The organism is Rothia sp. HMSC069C10 (genome assembly GCF_001812205.1).
Taxonomy (GTDB): Bacteria; Actinomycetota; Actinomycetes; order Actinomycetales; family Micrococcaceae; genus Rothia; species Rothia mucilaginosa.
The window spans coordinates 449,035-465,195 of the sequence record NZ_KV808297.1; the positions used below are offsets into that span (position 1 = coordinate 449,035).

The window sequence follows — 16,161 nt, forward strand, 5'->3', positions numbered from 1 at the left end:
GGGCTGAACAGGCTGGGACTGTACGGGCTGAGCAGAGGGCACGGACTGAGTGCGCTGGGGCTGAACAGGCTGGGACTGTACGGGCTGGCTCGGAGTAACCGGAGCAACCGGAGCCTGCGCTACCTGCTGAGGCTGCGCCGCAGTACGTGGTGCAGTGGAGGAAGCAGCAGAACCGCTCTCCTGGTCAAAGAGCACGCTTCCGCGGCGAATCGGCTGGAAGCGGCTTGGACGCTGCTGGCGGCGCTCCTGACGGTGACCCGCGGACGCCTCCGCCGAACGAGCGGCGGCAGAACGAGCAGGTACGGGACGGGCAGCGTGAGAAGACTCAGATGTTGCAGGCGCTTCTGCCTGAGCTGCTTCTGCCTGGTGTGCCTCTTCAGAGGAGTCCACCGCAATGTGCGCGCGGCTCGGGCGTGCCGCCTCGCGGTTCACACCGCGCACCGGCTTACAGGCAGCTGCCTCACGGGTTGCGGGGCGAGCCTCAGGCTCTTCAGTAGCTTCAGAATCTGAGCCCTCGGCAGCCGAGTCCTCTACCGACTCGGAAGCGTCATCGTAAGCTTCTTCGCCGTCGGACTCTTCGTACGCCTCAGCGTCAGTACCCTCGGCATCTTCTGCTTCTGCCTTGGCGCGGCGCTCATCGCGGCTCGCCTTGACCTGGTTAGAGACAGACTCCAGCAGACCAAAACGACTCACAGCCCATGCGCCGCCAGCAAGAATCAGGAAGAGAACAGCCCAACCCCACGCCAGAACACCAAAGAGCGCCAGAAGACCGGTCACCAGGGCAAGCACGCCCAGACCAGCTGCAACCAGCAGGGCGATACCGCTCGGGCTCGAGGTATCAAAGTAGGACAGCGGCGAGGGCTTCGGCTCCTCCACCACCGGAATTTCATCGGTGTAGGGAGCAGTCGGGGAAGAATCGCGAATCTGCGAAATAGAAGCCGTATCCGGGGCAGGCTGAACGGCATCCTCTACAGCGTGGGAGGAACGGGAAGAAGCCTGCGGAAGAGCAGAAGAAGGCAGAGAAGTACCCGGCGCCACCGCGTGATCGGAAGACTGGTACGCCTCCGACTCATTCAACAGCACGCCAGCGGAGGCGAGAATATCCTCCGCAGTACGCTCGGCACTAATCAAGGGACGCTCGGGCTCCACGGAAGGACCAGCGGGCGCGCGACGCAGGCTCCTGGGCACAAACCACAGCAGCAAAATCACGGTCAGAATTACCAACACACCCGAGGTGTTCAACAGCGTCATATCAGGTCGCCCTCTATCGTCCCTTTATCCCTAGACTTTAATCATACCCTTATATTCCCGATGCTTTCCATAAGCGGCAAGAATCGGGCTGGATATGCGCATATACCCCAGAAGGAATATGCGCACTACGACGTCGTCGCGTCCCTGCACAAGACACACTCTGGACCCTCACCCAGCAGCACGCCACACGCATAACGGACACGAACGACGCAAAGGAAGGCGCCCTCCCATGGGGGCTAAAACGCCCCACCGGAAAGAACGCCTTCCTCAGCGTGGTTGGTATTTATCGGTTGCCCTCATCAGAGAGCGGATGCAGAGTAATTAGCAGTTCTCTGCAACAAAGTCCTTCAGCCATGCGCGCAGGTCGTCACCGAACTCGGGACGCTCAGCAGCAAGAATAACGTTTGCCTTCAGGTAAGACAGCTTGTCACCGGTGTCGAAACGGCGGCCGGAGAAGACCACACCGTAGACGCCTTCGCCTTCACCCTCGCCCTGAGCCAGGGTCTGCAGAGCGTCGGTCAGCTGAATCTCGCCGCCGCGGCCCGGAGCGGTGTTCTCCAGAACCTCGAAGACCTTCGAGCTCAGAACGTAACGGCCAATCACAGCGTAGTTCGAGGGAGCCTCATCAGCAGCAGGCTTCTCAACCAGGCCGGTGATCTTCACGAAACCGTCTTCGCCCTCAACAGCCTCAATAGCAGCTGCGCCGTAAGCGGAAATAGCCTCGCGAGGAACCTCCATCAGGGCAACGACGGAGCCGCCGGTGCGCTCCTGAACCTCCACCATGCGGGAGAGCAGGTCTTCCTTCTCGTCAATCAGGTCATCGCCGAGCAGAACAGCGAATGCCTCGTCACCAACGTGGCGCTTTGCGCGCAGAACAGCGTGCCCCAGGCCCTTGGGGTCACCCTGACGCACGTAGTGCAGGTCGCCACCGAGCTCATTGGTCTCAACAACAGATGCTAGCAGGGCGTCCTTACCCTGCTCAGCGAGCTGCTGCTCCAGAACGGGAACGCGGTCGAAGTGATCCTCGAGAGCACGCTTGTTACGGCCGGTAATCATCAGAACGTCGTTCAGACCGGCACGGATTGCTTCCTCCACCACGTACTGAATCGCGGGGCGATCAACGACGGGGAGCATTTCCTTGGGGGTTGCCTTCGTTGCGGGCAGGAATCGGGTGCCCAGACCAGCAGCAGGAATAACTGCCTTAGTAACAGACTTAATTTCAGTAGCCATGCCACAAGAATACCCTAAGTTGTAAAGTACTTAAGGCGATTTATCGCGACTATGACATGAAAAAATCTTCAACGTGACTAACTGCATATCCGCGCAAGTACATTCTTCGACGTGCAAAGAAAATGCGCCCCGCAGAACTCAGCGCTATTTTTCTCAAACCCTATACTAAAAAGTGGAATCTACAGCCCCGGCAGAATCGGGTATTTTCGTAGCCTACAAGGATGTTTTCGTCCTTACTCGCGGATACCTCTCAGCCCGGGAATAACACATCTCCCTTCCCTCTACGGGACGCTCCCCCTTCACCCGCAACCCGCAACGACGATGGGACACACCATGCACCTCAACACCGCACCCGCCGCCAGCAACTCCGACGCCGGCGCCAGCCCAGACGACATCTCCCTGGACAAAGACATTCTCCGCTCCCAGATCCGCCCGCGCCGCCTCACCGCGCGCAGCCACCGCGGCGAACGCGGTCAGCAGCAGATGCAGGAGCTCTTCACCGCCCACATCCTCGAGGCGGTCGCGCAGCGGCTCCACTCCCCCGGCACCATTGCGGCGTACCTGCCCACCAAGTCCGAGCCGCCCATCATCGAAGCACTAACCCGCCTGCACAAGGACGGACACCGCATCCTCGTGCCCGTCGTACGCCCCGGTCGCAAACTCGCCTGGGTGCACTGGGATCCTGCCGTCGAGCATCCGCTCAGCCCCATGGGCATCCCGGAACCCGAAGGCGAAGAACAGGACGAACGCGCCTTCGTCGACGCCGACCTGCGCCTCATCCCCGCACTCGCCTTTGATGCCGGCGGGCACCGCCTCGGTCAGGGAGGCGGCTACTACGACCGCATTATTCCCCTGCTCAGCGCACAACAGCTGGAGGAGCAGAGCATCGGTATCGTCTTCAGCGACGAAATCTACGAGGCTGTCCCCTACGACCAGTGGGATGCTATTCTGCCGGTCATCCTCACCGAGCAGGGTATCTACCGCACCCGTTAGCAGGTCTAAAAGTACCCGATTCTCTCGTGCCCGTTTCACTCCTGATTGACACCCCGCATCTTTCTGCAAAAGCACAAAGATATTCGGGACACACCCACAAAATCACTCAGGAAAAAGGCAAAAAGAAACCAGAAATAGCTTTTTGAGAAGAAAACGCAAATAGCTCCCAACGTTTCAAAAGCGGTACACTCAAACCACGTTAATAAACCATCCCAGCGAAAACGGATACAGAAGGACAAAATGCCGGTCTACGTTTACCAGTGCAAGAATTGCAACCACGTCTTTGAACAGCGCCAGTCCTTTAGCGACGATGCGCTGCGCGTCTGCCCGCAGTGCGGCGAAGAAACCCTGCGCAAGCGCTACAACACCGTCGGCGTGACCTTCAAGGGTTCCGGCTTCTACAGCACCGACAAGGGCAACTCCTAAACGGGGTTCCACACCAGCCAAAACAAGGGGCGGGGCAACACAGGTTGCCCCGCCCCTCGGCGTTTAAGAAGCACTCCCGGCAGGAAGACGCTACACGATATTGTTACCCCAGTGCGGAGGGCGCTGCTGACGCATCCATTCCAGACGCTCACGCTCCTCCGGGGTTAGAGGCTGCGTGGAAGTAGCCGCTTTCTGAGAACTCGCCTTCTGGGAGTTCTGTTGCTGAGCGCCGGTTTTCTTCGCGAAAGCACCCGCGGCAGACGAGGTACCCGAAGCCGCAACCGGAGGCGTCGTCACGCCCACCAGCAGAGGCTCAGCCCCGCTCACCGAGCCGCCGCCGCTCACGCGGCGGTGCCCTCGGCGAGGCTTCGGCGTTGACGAATAACTAGCCACGAACCTCAGCGCCCTCATCCATATCCAGGTAGTGCAGCACACGCGCCACCACGGCATCCGGATCAGCGAACACTTCCAGGGTGCCCAGGGTGATGTAGTTCCAGCCCGTGCGGCTCAGACGCTCCGGCAGCAGGCGGGTACGCTCACGCACCGAAGCGCGCGCGTAATTCGGCTCGCCATCGGAGCACGCCACCAGCGGCATAGCCGCCGGAACGCTCGGGTTCGAAGAGACCACGGGAGCCACACCCAGCGCGGGCACCGGCTCAGCAGCCAGCTTCTCCGGGGCGTGCGCGATCAGAGCGATGTCGCCCTCACCGCGGGTCACACGCACACCGTGAGCCTGCAGGCGCGCCACCAAATCGTTGAGCAGCCAGTCGCCCAGATCCGGGGTGTCCGCATCGTCAGCCGCCAAGAACGCGTTACGCGGCAGGGTCTCGGGTACGCGCTGTGCCTTCGCCTCCACCTCTTCACGCGCCTGACGTTCCGCATGCTCACGCAGCAGGTGGTAGAAATCCACCGCGCCATGATGCAGCTTCTGCGGATCCAGCTCCGACGGGTCAATGCACGAGACAATGCGCAGGGCACGGCGGGCACGAGTCAACGCCACCACAAAGCCCTGACGACCGTGTTCGGCAGACAGCTGACCCAAATCGTAGGACGCCTGGCCCAGGCGGGCACGACCTACGCCCAGGGAGAAAATCACGGTATCGCGCTCGAGGGTCTCAGCGCGGGTCAAATCGACCACACGGAACGACTCCTCACCGGCGGCGAAGAACGGCGCCAGCTGCGGGTACAGGCTCAGGGCGTGACGCACCGACTCAGCCACACGCTGAGCGTGCTTCGGGCTAGCCGTCACAACCGCCAGCGAACGGTCCGGGGTGCGGTACGCGTGCTCGAGCACCAGGTTCGTGACGCGTTCCACCTCAACGCCGGGCGAATCCAGGTTCGCGTTATCGCTGACCTTGCCGCGAGTATCAATGTACTCAACGGTCAGAGAACCGGCAGGCTGGGCGGAGGCACGGCTCACCGGAGCCGCATGCAGCTGCGAACCGTAGAACTCACGGTTCAGGTAGTCCAGAATCACCGGGTCCATGCTGCGGTGCAGCATCGCCAGGGTGCGGTTGGGCAGTACGGTAGCGAGCACGTCGAAGGTGCTGTCCAGCTGCTCGTCGGCCGGCTCGGGCGCACCGAAAGTCGGCGCGGACACGATGAACGGCGAGGGGTAACCCGAGTGCGGGTCGCCCAGGGCAATCACCTGGTCGGCGCGGGTAATCGCCGGCAGGTTCGCCGCCAGCGGGGTCGACTCAGAATCCAGCAGCAGCACCGTGTCAAAACGCATGGATGCGGGAACCTTGCGCGCCAGGGCGAAGGGGCTCGCGGTCCACAGCGGAAGCAGGGTACGCGCCATGACCGGGGCGTGAGTCAGTAGCTCCTCGAGCACGAACTCGTAGCCGCGCAGCTGGCTCTTCAGGTACGCCGCCTGGTCGTGCTCGGATTCAATACGCTCGGTCCACACGCGCGCAACCTTCGCCAGCAGACGCGCCGGGGCGCTGGTCATGTGGGCGTAGTCGGCACGGCGGAAACGGGACTCCGTATCGCGCAGGCGGTCGCCGTCCAGCAGCTTACCCTCGTGATGCTGCAGCAAGAACTCCAGGGCAGACTGCCACCAGGCAAGCTCCAGCTCAGCGGAAACAACCTCGGTCGGAACCTGACGAGCATACAGGTCATCGAGCAGCTCCGACAGGCCGCGCTCACGCAGCTTTTGGGTCAGGGCGTCACGCTCAGGCAGGGTCATGAGTAGCACGCGGTCCGCCATGAGGGCGTCCAGGCGCGCATCCAGAGCATCCAGGTCGGTGCGCACGAAGTCGGTGCCCTCGATGGTGTCCGTCAGAACAATGCCCAGACCCGCCAGCTCAGACACCAGGGAGTTCAGGGCGGCAGCCAGCTGATCCAGGTTCTCCGGAATCTGCGGGGTGCGGGGTGCCTCAATGTGGCGAATCCACTCGGCACGCTCCGCCTGAACCACCTTCAGTTGCTCGTGCAGGTCACCGATATTCACGCCGGGCAGGATGTACTCCTTAGCCGCGCGGCGCAGGCGGGAACGCTGCATACTGCTCATCTCGATGCCGTTCTCACGGCGCCACGAACCGGATGCAGTCGCAGCAATCAGGTCGGTCACTGGACGGTCGTAGACGTCCGCGCGGAAACGCTTGAGCGTCTCGCGGATGCGCATCAGAATCGCCAGCTGCGACTCCCACTCAGAGATGGTGCGGCCGCGGCGCAGACCCAGCATAGCGCTGGTGCGGTTCATCGCCTCGCGCAGGTTCAGCAGGGAGGACTTGAGGGTAATGACCAGGGCGTACGCCTCGGCGGCTTCCTCGTCATTGACCAGGCGGGCACGGTACCACGGGGAGGTACGCGAAGCCGACGCAAAACCGTCAATCTCGCCCAGGCGCACCAGGTCGGCGCGCACCTGCTCACGCTCCATGAGCGAGTCGAGCATGGGGCGGTCAAAACGCACGCGGGTTGCCGGGCCGTCCTCGGAGGCGGTCAGCTCAGCCAGACGCTGTAGCGCCGAGTAGACGGAAATCTGCCAGTTCGAGTCCTTGTTCAGCAGGGCGCGGGTGTGGTCGAGCAGGGCGGCGCGGGTCGCTACGAGCTCTTCGTTCAGGTCCTCGGAGTTCGGTTCTTCGGCACTCTCGTTGCGCACAATGGCGCGAATGAATTCGGCGCGCTGAGCCTCGGAGTCGTGCTCGGCGAGCAGGTCGTAGCGCAGGCTCTCAATGCCGGTGCGCTTGAGCAGTGCCGAGAATTCAGCCAGGGTAGAGCGCTTCTCGCCCACGACGAGCACGGACTTACCGCGCCCCATCAGCGCGGATGCAATGTTCACGGCGGTGCGCAACGGCTCGGTGCCGGGTGCCGCAGTGATAGTGAAGGAGAAGCCGCTGACCGCGGTGTCGATAATCTCCTGGGCGTTCGCGTCAGCGTCCAGCAGGAGCATTTCTTCTGCCGGGTCGCGCTGGTCCAGGGGCTGCTGCAGGTTGTGTGCGTTGAGCTCGCGCGGCTTCACGCCGGGAACCTTCAGTGCCGCCAGGTCACGAACCAGCGGGGTGATGGCGGTGTGCGGCAGCTCGCCCAGGCTTTCCTTCAGGTCAGCAAAGGTGGAGATGAAGTACTTCGACTCGATGGTCATGCCCGGAATACGACCGGCGGAGGCGCGCATACGCTCGATAACCGGCTCGGGGTCCAGGCGAGACATGGAGTTTGCCAGCTGCGCCACGTCCATGGTGCCTAGGTCAATACCGTATTCCTGCTTGATCTGGCGAACCATTGCCGGGTTCAGGCGTGCGGAACCGGCGAGGCGCAGCTCGAAGTCGTCATCCTTCGGGTGCGGGGTGATGCTCAGCGGCGCCATGAGAATCGGTGCGATGAAGCGCTTCTCGTAGGCGGCGGCGTCCTCGCGGGTGTCGTGCGACAGCCAGGAGGCGGTACCCGCCACGAAGTAGCCGGAGTCCAGGCCGTGGTCGGTGGCAAGCTCGTAAATCTTGGTGCGCAGGGTGCGTGCGGAGCGCATGCCCGCCTCCAGCTGCGACTTGTCGCGCAGGATCGTGGAGAGGCGGGTCTTGCGTCCGGCGAGCAGCTGTGCCAGACCGGAGGGGTTCGCCTCGGACAGGTCGATGTGCACGTAGTCGACCTGGTTGAAGTCGAGCATCGCGTCGGGGCCGGTGTAGACGTCCATCTGTTCTGCCCAGCGCTCAAGCCCCGCCGAGGGGTCGAAGTCCTCGTGGGCGGGGTTCAGGTGTGCGGGCAGCTCGGCGATGTTGATTTCGTCGGCTACTTCGGGGGTTTCCTCTGCTGAGGTCGCGGCGGCGGCGGGCTGAGCGGTATCAGCCGGGGTGCCGGGTGCGTGCTGCGCGTCGGTAGGCTCGGGAATCTGGTTCACGTCGTGAGTGTCCTTGTGGGTCAGTGCGGTGTACGTTTGCGCGTACACACCGAAGATGGTGGTTCTTCCGGGGTCCTCTGCCCGGTGTGCCTCATGCTGTGCTTCAAGCGGGGCGGGTGTCAGTGCGCGCCTGCGTGCTTGCTGTCTTTTCCTACGTGCTTACTTCGACCACATTGCGATGTTGGCGACGAGCAGCACTACGGTCACCAGTACGTAGAAGACCAGGGCGGGCAGAAGCGCCCAACGGTACTTGGGCGCCAGCTCGCCTTCCAGGTTGCCGAAGCGCAGGGAGCGGAAGAGGAAGAAGCTCAGAATCGCGCCGGGCAGGTTACCGATGATGACCAGCAGAATGGTCAGGTACAGGGCGTAGGCTCGTTCGGTGCGTTCATTCTCCGCGCCCGCGAACTTGAGGGTGCCGCCCAGCAGCAGGCTGAGGCAGGCGTTCAGGAATGCCACGGTGAAGAAGGGAATCTTCAGGGCTGCTTGGAAGTCCATCTGGGAGTTCGCTGCGCCCAGAGCAATCCACAGCAGTAGCAGCGCGGGGATAATCATGAGGTACCAGAACAGGTACTTACGCATCTTCTCGGTGTTTTCGATGAGCGCGAAAATTGCGGTCACAGGGTGTCTCTTTCAGATGGTCTCAGGCGGATTCGGTCGGATTCAGGAGGAGTGAGTGAAGAAGCAGGTGGGCACAGGCGGGCACAGTAATGCCTTGTCAGGCGTCGGTTTCGTCCCCAGCGTTGAGGGCGTCGTCCACCTGGTCCTGCAGGGACTCGCGGCGCTCATTCTCAACGAATTCAATGTAGCGGCGCACGATGTAGTCCAGCAGCACCGACAGCGCAACAAAGGAGTAGTAGGGCTTACGCTGGGTGCTGATCTGGGTGGGGGTGGTCTGGTAGTGCAGGGAGTACTCGGCGTGCGAGGACATGTAGTTCACACCAATGGCGGTCACCGCAATCATGGGGATGCGGCGTAGCGCCAGCATCTTAATGTGTTCGCGCATGTTCTCGGTCTGACCGGAGAAGGACACAATGATGACCACGTCGTCCTGGGTCATATTGTTCATGGCGCTTTCGAACTCATTGCGTGCCGGGATGACCTGGCAGAACTTACCGCATACCTGCATGGACTTGGTAAATTCCTGCACGGCGTTGCGCTGCGCGTAGCCGGTACCGAAGCAGTACACAGTGCGAGCCTCATGGATGCGCTTGAGCAGTCCGCTCAGTTCCATGTGCTCGAGGTAGTCGTAGGTGCGCTGAATGTCTTCGCGGCCACTCTCGATGAACCGCGGGTTGAAGGGTTCGCTGCGGTTCAGAGAGGACTTAATGAAGTACTTCAACTCGGCAAATCCGGAGAAGTTCAGCTTCTTCGTCAGGCGAATAATTGAGCTGGTCGAAGTATACGTTTTATGTGCCAAAGAGTTGATCGTTGACTCCGCAACGAACTCTTCATTTTCTAGCATGAATGCCAAAATTTCCCGTTCAGTTTCACTGAACCGGTGCTGGTTCGCATTCACGACGTCTTGTAAATCCACTCAAAGCTCCTGAATCCGATGGTGAGCAATATATAAATAGTACACGCTCTAGGGTCATCGGCCAGGGTGGGTGGGGATGGTCATCCCTCACTTTGAGTGGGGTCTCGTACAGATTTGAGCTGGGCATGTGTCCAGGCACGCGCCCGGGTACAGCTTCGCCGGCGGCATCGGTGTTATCCGATACCGCCGGCGAAGTCTATACCTTATGAGGCATCATACCGTCAGGCGGTTGAAAGCTGAAGTCTCTTAGGAGAGGGTCTTAGCTTCGTTCACCATGGTCTCGAAACGCTCGCGAACCTGGGGAACGTCCATACCGACGATAACCTGGAATGCCTTGCCCTTGCGGACGAGGCCCAGAGCACCTGCGTTCTTGAAGTCTGCATCCGAGGGGCTGACGAGGGACTCATCAGCAACGGAGACACGCAGGCGGGTTGCGCAGTTGTTCACGGTGGTGATGTTCTCTGCGCCACCGAGCAGTTCGAGGAAGCCAGCTGCACGGGGTGCGTAGAGGTCGCCGTCAGCGGACTCAGCAGCAGCGCCGCCGTTCTTCTCAGCAGCCTTAGCTGCCTTGTACTCTGCCTTGCTGTAGAGCTTGGTCTCGCCGCCGTCTTCTTCACGACCGGGGGTCTTGAAGTCGAACTTCAGAATCATGAAGCGGAAGATCAGGAAGTACAGGACAGTGAAGCACAGGCCCACACCGATCTGCATGAGGTAGGTGCCGGAGTGGTTTGCCCACAGCGGGATCCAGTTCTGGAACAGGAAGTCGAGCAGACCGCCACCCATGTAACCAACCAGACCCAGCTGGTACATGATTGCTGCCATGGATGCTGCCAGGATTGCGTGGACCAGGAACAGCGGGGGTGCCAGGAACAGGAAGGTGAACTCGAGGGGCTCGGTGATACCGATCAGGATCGCGGTGAGGCAGACGGGAATCATCAGAGCGAGAACTTCCTTGCGCTTCTCGGGACGAGCAGTGGTGTAGAACGCCGCTGCGATACCGATGGGTGCGAAGACCTTGGAGTTACCGTGCAGTGCGAAGCCGCCGCCGGGGAACAGTTCCTTCAGGGGCTTGTCGCTCTTTGCGAACTCGGTCAGGTGGGTCGGCCAGTCCTTAGCAATACCGTTCGGGGTAACAACATTACCGAAGACGAACGGGGAGTAGATGAAGTGGTGCAGACCGGTCGGAATCAGGAAGCGCTCGAGGAAGGTGTAAACCCACACGCCGAGTGCGCCGGATGCGATGAAGAAGCCCTGCAGGGAGGAGATGCCGTGCTGAGCGTAGGGCCACAGCCAGGAGAACAGGAATGCCACGGGCATCATCAGGAAGAAGCAGACGCCGTAGACGTACTGGGAACCCTGGAAGATACCGAGGAAGTCGGGCAGCTTCTTGTCGAACCAGCGGTTGTGTGCCCACACCACGATTGCGGAGATGATGATGGCACCGAAGATACCGGTGTCCATGGTCTTGATACCGGCAATCATCTTCAGACCGGTACCTGCCGCGCTCTTAGAGATGTCGGTGGTGTAGTCCAGGTCGAAGAAACCGGTGCCGCCCTTGCCCCATACCTTGAGCATGGTGCCGACGAAGTAGTTGAAGGTCAGGTAGACCATTGCAGCTTCCATCACTGCACGTGCGTTAGCGGTCTTTGCCAGTGCAATGGGCAGACCGATCACGAAGAGCAGTTCCATCTGGTTGAAGACGGTCCATGCGCCGGACTCCCAAACAGACCAGAAGTGGTTCCACGCGCTTTCCTTATCAGCTGCGAGGGGGATCAGATCGCCGTTCTGTGCAATGATCGCAATACCGACCGCGAGGCCAGCGAATGCGAAGAGAAGAACGGGTGCCAGCATGGCAGAGCCGAACCTCTGTACTTTTTCCATCATGAGGCTATACGCCCTTTCGGGTTGTCGAGTGAGCGGACGCAGGTGCCGGCGATCGTTGCCGGTCTGCGGTGGCAACACCGTATCTTTATACCCTCAAACGAAAGTATATGAGACGGGTGCCACATATTCTGCGTGCGCTAAATGCCGAATGTGTTTTAGACAGAACTAATAATGCCAGGTCATACCTACCCGCAGGTACCAAAACTGTGAGTTTTGAAAGAGTTTTTCAGAACCTGAAACATATCCCGGCACTGGTTAAAAATACTTGCTGCAGATGAGACTTTTTCCCTATTACCTAGCGCACAGAATCGATAGCATAAACAGTGCACCCATAGGTCAGAGTGCATAAACACTCACCACCTCAATACGCGGTGCGCATATCATTCTTCAACCTCACACATACCCCGGACTTAATACATGCGCTTCCTCACCCTCAATACGCACAGCTGGTGCGAAATCCACCAGATTGCCAAGATCCGTACCCTCGCCAAGTTCATTATTGAACAGCAGGTGGACGTCATTGCGTTGCAGGAAGTCAACCAGCTCACCTCCACCCCCGTGGTGAAGGAGCCCCTCAACTACCGCGGCGGCGCCGGCGTTCCGGTCCGCGAAGACAACTACGCCCTGCTGCTCGTGCAGGCACTCAACGAAATGGGCGCAACCTACGAGTGGACCCTCACCGAAACCCACATCGGTTGGGACCGTTACGACGAATGCGTAGCTATCCTCTCGCGCCTGCCGATTCGCGGTATCAAGCCCATCAATATGTCCCCCGGCTACGGCTACCACCAGGTGCAGCGCCGCGCAGCACAGGCAACGCTCATCGAAACTGAGACGGGCACCTTCTGGTGCGCTACCACCCACATGTCCTGGTGGGACTTCGACGGCGAGCCCCTCTTCGCGCAGGAATACGCACACCTCTCGCAGGAGCTTGCCGAGTGCGCCCGCACCGCACCGGTACTGCTCGGCGGCGACTTCAACTCCGCAGCACATCTGAGCAATGAAGGCTACGCGCTGGTCACCTCCAGCGGCATGGTGGATACCCGATCCCTAGCGGAGCACACCGACGGCGAGAACACCGTCCACCGCGAAATCGCCGGCTGGGAAGGTAGCACGGATGCCAAGCGCATCGACTTTGTCTTCGCTGACCGCCTGGTCGACGTGGTATCCCACGCGGTTGTCTTCCGTGACAACTCCCCCGAGGCGATCTCCGACCACAGCGGCCTGCTGCTAGAGATTGACCCCTCCAGCTGGGCGCCGGAGAGCCTCCTTACGCCCCTCACCAGCCAGTCCTAAAGGGGCATCAGACGTTAGCCGCCCGCAGAGCGGCACCACACAACACTCATCCATACCAAGGGAAGGAAGAACAATGACGACCCAGACCCAGTGGTGGCAGGAACCCGTTGTCTACCAGATTTACCCCCGCTCCTTCAACGACTCCAACGGCGACGGCATCGGCGACCTGCCCGGTATCACCGAGAAGATTCCGTACCTCGCCGACCTGGGCATTCAGGTGCTGTGGCTCTCCCCCATCTACGCGTCCCCGAACGACGATAACGGCTACGACATCTCCGACTACCGTGCCATCATGACCGAGTTCGGCACCATGGAAGACTTCGACAAGCTGCTCGAAACCGCGCACGAGCACGGCATCAAGCTCATGATGGACCTGGTCGTCAACCACACCTCCGACGAGCACGAATGGTTCAAGCAGGCACGCTCCTCCAAGGACAACCCCTACCGCGACTACTACATTTGGCGCGACCCCAAGGGCTTCGACGAGGACGGCAAGCCGATCCCGCCGAACAACTGGATTTCCTGCTTCAGCCCCTCCGTATGGGAGTGGGACGAGGCGACCGGCCAGTTCTACCTGCACTACTTCTCCATCAAGCAGCCCGACCTGAACTGGGAAAACCCGAAGGTCCGCGAAGAGGTCTACGACATCATGCGCTTCTGGCTGGACAAGGGCGTGGACGGCTTCCGCATGGACGTCATCAACCTGATTTCTAAGGACCTCTCCTTCCCCGAGGACCCGGCAGTCCTCGCTGGCGGCCTCGACAACTCCCTGGCTGTCGCAGCCAACGGCCCGCGCGTGCACGAATTCCTGCAGGAGATGAACCACGAGGTCTTGAGCAAGTACCCGGTCATGACCGTGGGCGAAACCCCCTGCGTGACCGTGGACGACGCCGCACTCTACACCGGTTTCGACCGCAACGAGCTGCAGATGGTCTTCCAGTTCGAGCACATGGATGTGGACGCCTCCGAGGGTGGCGTGACCGGCAAGTGGTCCGACCGCCGCTTCAACCTGGTGGACCTGAAGAAGGTCCTCACCCACTGGCAGGAGGGTCTGCACGGTCGCGGCTGGAACTCCCTGTACTGGAACAACCACGACCAGCCGCGCACCGTCTCCCGCTTCGGTAACGACTCCCCCGAGTACCGCACCGTCAGCGCCAAGATGCTGGGCACCGTACTGCACCTGATGCAGGGCACCCCCTACATCTACCAGGGTGAAGAGCTGGGCATGACCAACGTCTTCTTCGACGATGTGAAGGACTACAACGACCTGGAGATTCACGACTCCTGGCGCAAGTACGTTGAAGAGTCGGGCCGCGTCTCCGCCGAGGACATGCTGCGTTACATCAGTGCCTCCGGCCGCGACAACGCACGCACCCCCATGCAGTGGACCGCCGGTGAGAACGCAGGCTTCACCACCGGCACCCCGTGGCTGAAGCTGAACCCGCGCTACACCGAAATCAACGCAGAAGCAGAGCTGGCTAACCCAGATTCGGTGTTCTACCACTACCGCGACCTGATTAGCCTGCGCCGCGAGCACCCGATCATCCTGACCGGCGAGTACCGCCTCCTGGATGAAGAGGATAACCAGGTCTACGCCTACCTGCGCGTGAACTCCGATGAGGACGCCGCTGCAACCGGCGAGCGCGCCCTGTTGGTCGTCGCCAACTTCACCGATGACACCGTGCAGCTGAACTACGCGGGCGGCAACCTGGATTCGGTGGTGCTGACCAACTCGCAGGCTCTCTCCCCGACTGAGCTGAAGGCAATCGAGAACACCCCGAAGCTGATTAGCTCGAACTACCGCGATGAGAACCGCGAGTTCACCGACGAAGGCACCCTGCTGCGCCCCTACGAGGCGAAGGTCTACCTCTTCGGTAACGCTAAGTAGGCACGCCCCAAAAATGTAATGCGCGAGGGGGATCCGGCACAGACATTCCGGTCCCCCTCGCCCTATACTTCAATCACAGACACCTTTTTCCTCTTCGGCGTAACCCGCCGGTACAGAAAGGCAATTATGAGCAACTCCGAGGCATACGAGGTTCCCTCCTACGAGGGCCGCCAGTGGTGGAAGGAAGCCGTGGTGTACCAGGTGTACCCCCGCTCCTTCAACGACGCAAACGGCGACGGCATCGGCGATCTGAAGGGTATCACCGAGAAGCTGCCCTACCTGGCTAAGCTGGGCATCAACGTCATCTGGCTCTCCCCCGTGTTCGATTCGCCGAACGTGGATAACGGCTACGACATCTCTGACTACTTCGCCATCATGAGTGACTTCGGCACCATGGAAGACTTCGACGAGATGCTTGAGACCGCCCACAAGCACGGCATCAAGATCCTGATGGACCTGGTCGCCAACCACACCTCCGATGAGCACCCCTGGTTCAAGGAATCTCGCTCCTCCAAGGACAACCCCTACCGCGACTACTACATTTGGCGCGACCCCAAGGGCTTCGACGAGGACGGCAACCCGATTCCTCCGAACAACTGGGCGTCCGAGTTCGGTGGCCCGGCGTGGGAGTGGGATGAGGCGACCGGCCAGTTCTACCTGCACATCTTCTTCAAGGAGCAGCCCGACCTGAATTGGGAGAACGAGAAGGTTCGCGAGGACCTGTACTCCATGGTCCGCTGGTGGCTGGACAAGGGCGTTGATGGCTTCCGTCTGGACGCTATCAACATCATCTCCAAGCCCGAGGGCTTCCCGGATGACCCCTCCACCGACTTTGAGAAGCACACTTCCTCGATTCCGTTCGTTATCTCTAACGGCACCATGGTGCACCCGTGGATGAAGGAGCTCACCCGCGAGACCTTCAGCCGCTACGACGTGATGACCGTGGGCGAGACCAGCGCGACCAGCCCCGAGGACGCTAAGCTGTGGGCTGGCTACCACACCGGTGAGCTGAACATGATCTTCCACTTCGATCACATGGGCGTGGATAACGACCCGAACGGCAAGCTGGGCGGCAAGTGGTCCTACGCACCGTACAAGCTGACCGAGCTCAAGAGCATCCTGAACGACTGGCAGACCACTCTGGAGGGTAACGCCTGGGGTTCGCTGTACTGGAACAACCACGACCAGCCGCGCGTTGTCTCCCGCTTCGGTAACGATTCGGATGAGTTCCGCACCCTGTCCGCTAAGCAGCTGGCGACCACTCTGCACTTCATGCAGGGCACCCCGTACATTTACCAGGGTGAAGAGCTGGGCATGACCAAC

The 16,161-nt window shown here is 60.7% G+C and carries 12 protein-coding genes; 5 read left to right on the plus strand and 7 right to left on the minus strand.

Going from position 1 to position 16,161, the window contains the following annotated elements; genetic code table 11:
• Both HMPREF2842_RS04040 and galU read right to left on the minus strand, forming a co-directional pair.
• Window positions 1-1,251: hypothetical protein (locus HMPREF2842_RS04040; RefSeq protein ID WP_070642883.1), on the minus strand; the 1,251-nt coding region annotated here is incomplete at its 3' end.
• A gap of 321 nt (window positions 1,252-1,572) precedes the next feature.
• On the minus strand, window positions 1,573-2,481 hold the full coding sequence (gene galU / locus HMPREF2842_RS04045; protein ID WP_070642885.1) for a UTP--glucose-1-phosphate uridylyltransferase GalU: 909 nt from the start codon (window positions 2,479-2,481) through the stop codon (window positions 1,573-1,575).
• A gap of 333 nt (window positions 2,482-2,814) precedes the next feature.
• On the opposite strand from galU, the gene HMPREF2842_RS04050 reads away from it, so the two are divergent.
• On the plus strand, window positions 2,815-3,474 hold the full coding sequence (locus tag HMPREF2842_RS04050; protein ID WP_246823179.1) for a 5-formyltetrahydrofolate cyclo-ligase: 660 nt from the start codon (window positions 2,815-2,817) through the stop codon (window positions 3,472-3,474).
• A gap of 240 nt (window positions 3,475-3,714) precedes the next feature.
• Window positions 3,715-3,900, plus strand: a complete 186-nt coding sequence (locus tag HMPREF2842_RS04055) for an FmdB family zinc ribbon protein (protein ID WP_005505091.1) — start codon at window positions 3,715-3,717, stop codon at window positions 3,898-3,900.
• 90 nt (window positions 3,901-3,990) lie between these two features.
• Here the strand turns inward: HMPREF2842_RS04055 and HMPREF2842_RS04060 are convergent, their stop codons facing one another.
• The 5 genes from HMPREF2842_RS04060 to HMPREF2842_RS04080 form a co-directional block, all read right to left on the minus strand.
• Window positions 3,991-4,293 (minus strand): P-loop NTPase family protein, encoded by a 303-nt coding sequence (locus HMPREF2842_RS04060; protein WP_141752176.1) that lies wholly within the window; start codon window positions 4,291-4,293, stop codon window positions 3,991-3,993.
• The gene (locus HMPREF2842_RS04065; protein WP_070642891.1) at window positions 4,286-8,284 is read right to left on the minus strand and encodes a DEAD/DEAH box helicase; all 3,999 of its coding nucleotides are present in this window, start codon (window positions 8,282-8,284) and stop codon (window positions 4,286-4,288) included. Before HMPREF2842_RS04065 ends, HMPREF2842_RS04060 begins: the two co-directional genes overlap by 8 nt.
• Window positions 8,285-8,395: 111 nt before the next feature.
• Window positions 8,396-8,854 carry a cell shape determination protein CcmA gene (locus tag HMPREF2842_RS04070; protein WP_070642894.1) on the minus strand — a complete coding sequence of 153 codons (459 nt, stop codon included), beginning with the start codon at window positions 8,852-8,854 and terminating at the stop codon, window positions 8,396-8,398.
• A 97-nt stretch (window positions 8,855-8,951) separates the two neighbouring features.
• A complete protein-coding gene (locus HMPREF2842_RS04075) occupies window positions 8,952-9,698 on the minus strand; it encodes a MurR/RpiR family transcriptional regulator (RefSeq protein WP_246823180.1) in 747 nt (248 codons plus the stop codon).
• Between the two features lie 318 nt (window positions 9,699-10,016).
• Window positions 10,017-11,654 carry an alpha-glucoside-specific PTS transporter subunit IIBC gene (locus HMPREF2842_RS04080; RefSeq protein WP_049353733.1) on the minus strand — a complete coding sequence of 546 codons (1,638 nt, stop codon included), beginning with the start codon at window positions 11,652-11,654 and terminating at the stop codon, window positions 10,017-10,019.
• Window positions 11,655-12,071: 417 nt separating this feature from the next.
• Here HMPREF2842_RS04080 and HMPREF2842_RS04085 point away from each other — a divergent pair, with 417 nt between their 5' ends.
• From HMPREF2842_RS04085 to HMPREF2842_RS04095, 3 genes are all read left to right on the plus strand, one after another.
• Window positions 12,072-12,950, plus strand: coding sequence for an endonuclease/exonuclease/phosphatase family protein (locus HMPREF2842_RS04085; RefSeq protein WP_049346414.1), 879 nt, complete (start codon window positions 12,072-12,074; stop codon window positions 12,948-12,950).
• A gap of 73 nt (window positions 12,951-13,023) precedes the next feature.
• Window positions 13,024-14,838, plus strand: coding sequence for a glycoside hydrolase family 13 protein (locus HMPREF2842_RS04090; protein ID WP_049346416.1), 1,815 nt, complete (start codon window positions 13,024-13,026; stop codon window positions 14,836-14,838).
• A 126-nt stretch (window positions 14,839-14,964) separates the two neighbouring features.
• The coding region (locus tag HMPREF2842_RS04095) for an alpha-glucosidase (RefSeq protein WP_070642898.1) at window positions 14,965-16,161 on the plus strand (1,197 nt) is incomplete at its 3' end.

Bases quoted from the DNA above. Each gene is read 5' to 3' on its own strand.
- HMPREF2842_RS04085 (WP_049346414.1), top strand. From the start codon at position 12,072: ATGCGCTTCCTCACCCTCAATACGCACAGCTGGTGCGAAATCCACCAG.
- galU (WP_070642885.1), bottom strand. From the start codon at position 2,481: ATGGCTACTGAAATTAAGTCTGTTACTAAGGCAGTTATTCCTGCTGCT.
- HMPREF2842_RS04055 (WP_005505091.1), top strand. From the start codon at position 3,715: ATGCCGGTCTACGTTTACCAGTGCAAGAATTGCAACCACGTCTTTGAA.
- HMPREF2842_RS04050 (WP_246823179.1), top strand. From the start codon at position 2,815: ATGCACCTCAACACCGCACCCGCCGCCAGCAACTCCGACGCCGGCGCC.
- HMPREF2842_RS04090 (WP_049346416.1), top strand. From the start codon at position 13,024: ATGACGACCCAGACCCAGTGGTGGCAGGAACCCGTTGTCTACCAGATT.
- HMPREF2842_RS04075 (WP_246823180.1), bottom strand. From the start codon at position 9,698: ATGCTAGAAAATGAAGAGTTCGTTGCGGAGTCAACGATCAACTCTTTG.
- HMPREF2842_RS04080 (WP_049353733.1), bottom strand. From the start codon at position 11,654: ATGATGGAAAAAGTACAGAGGTTCGGCTCTGCCATGCTGGCACCCGTT.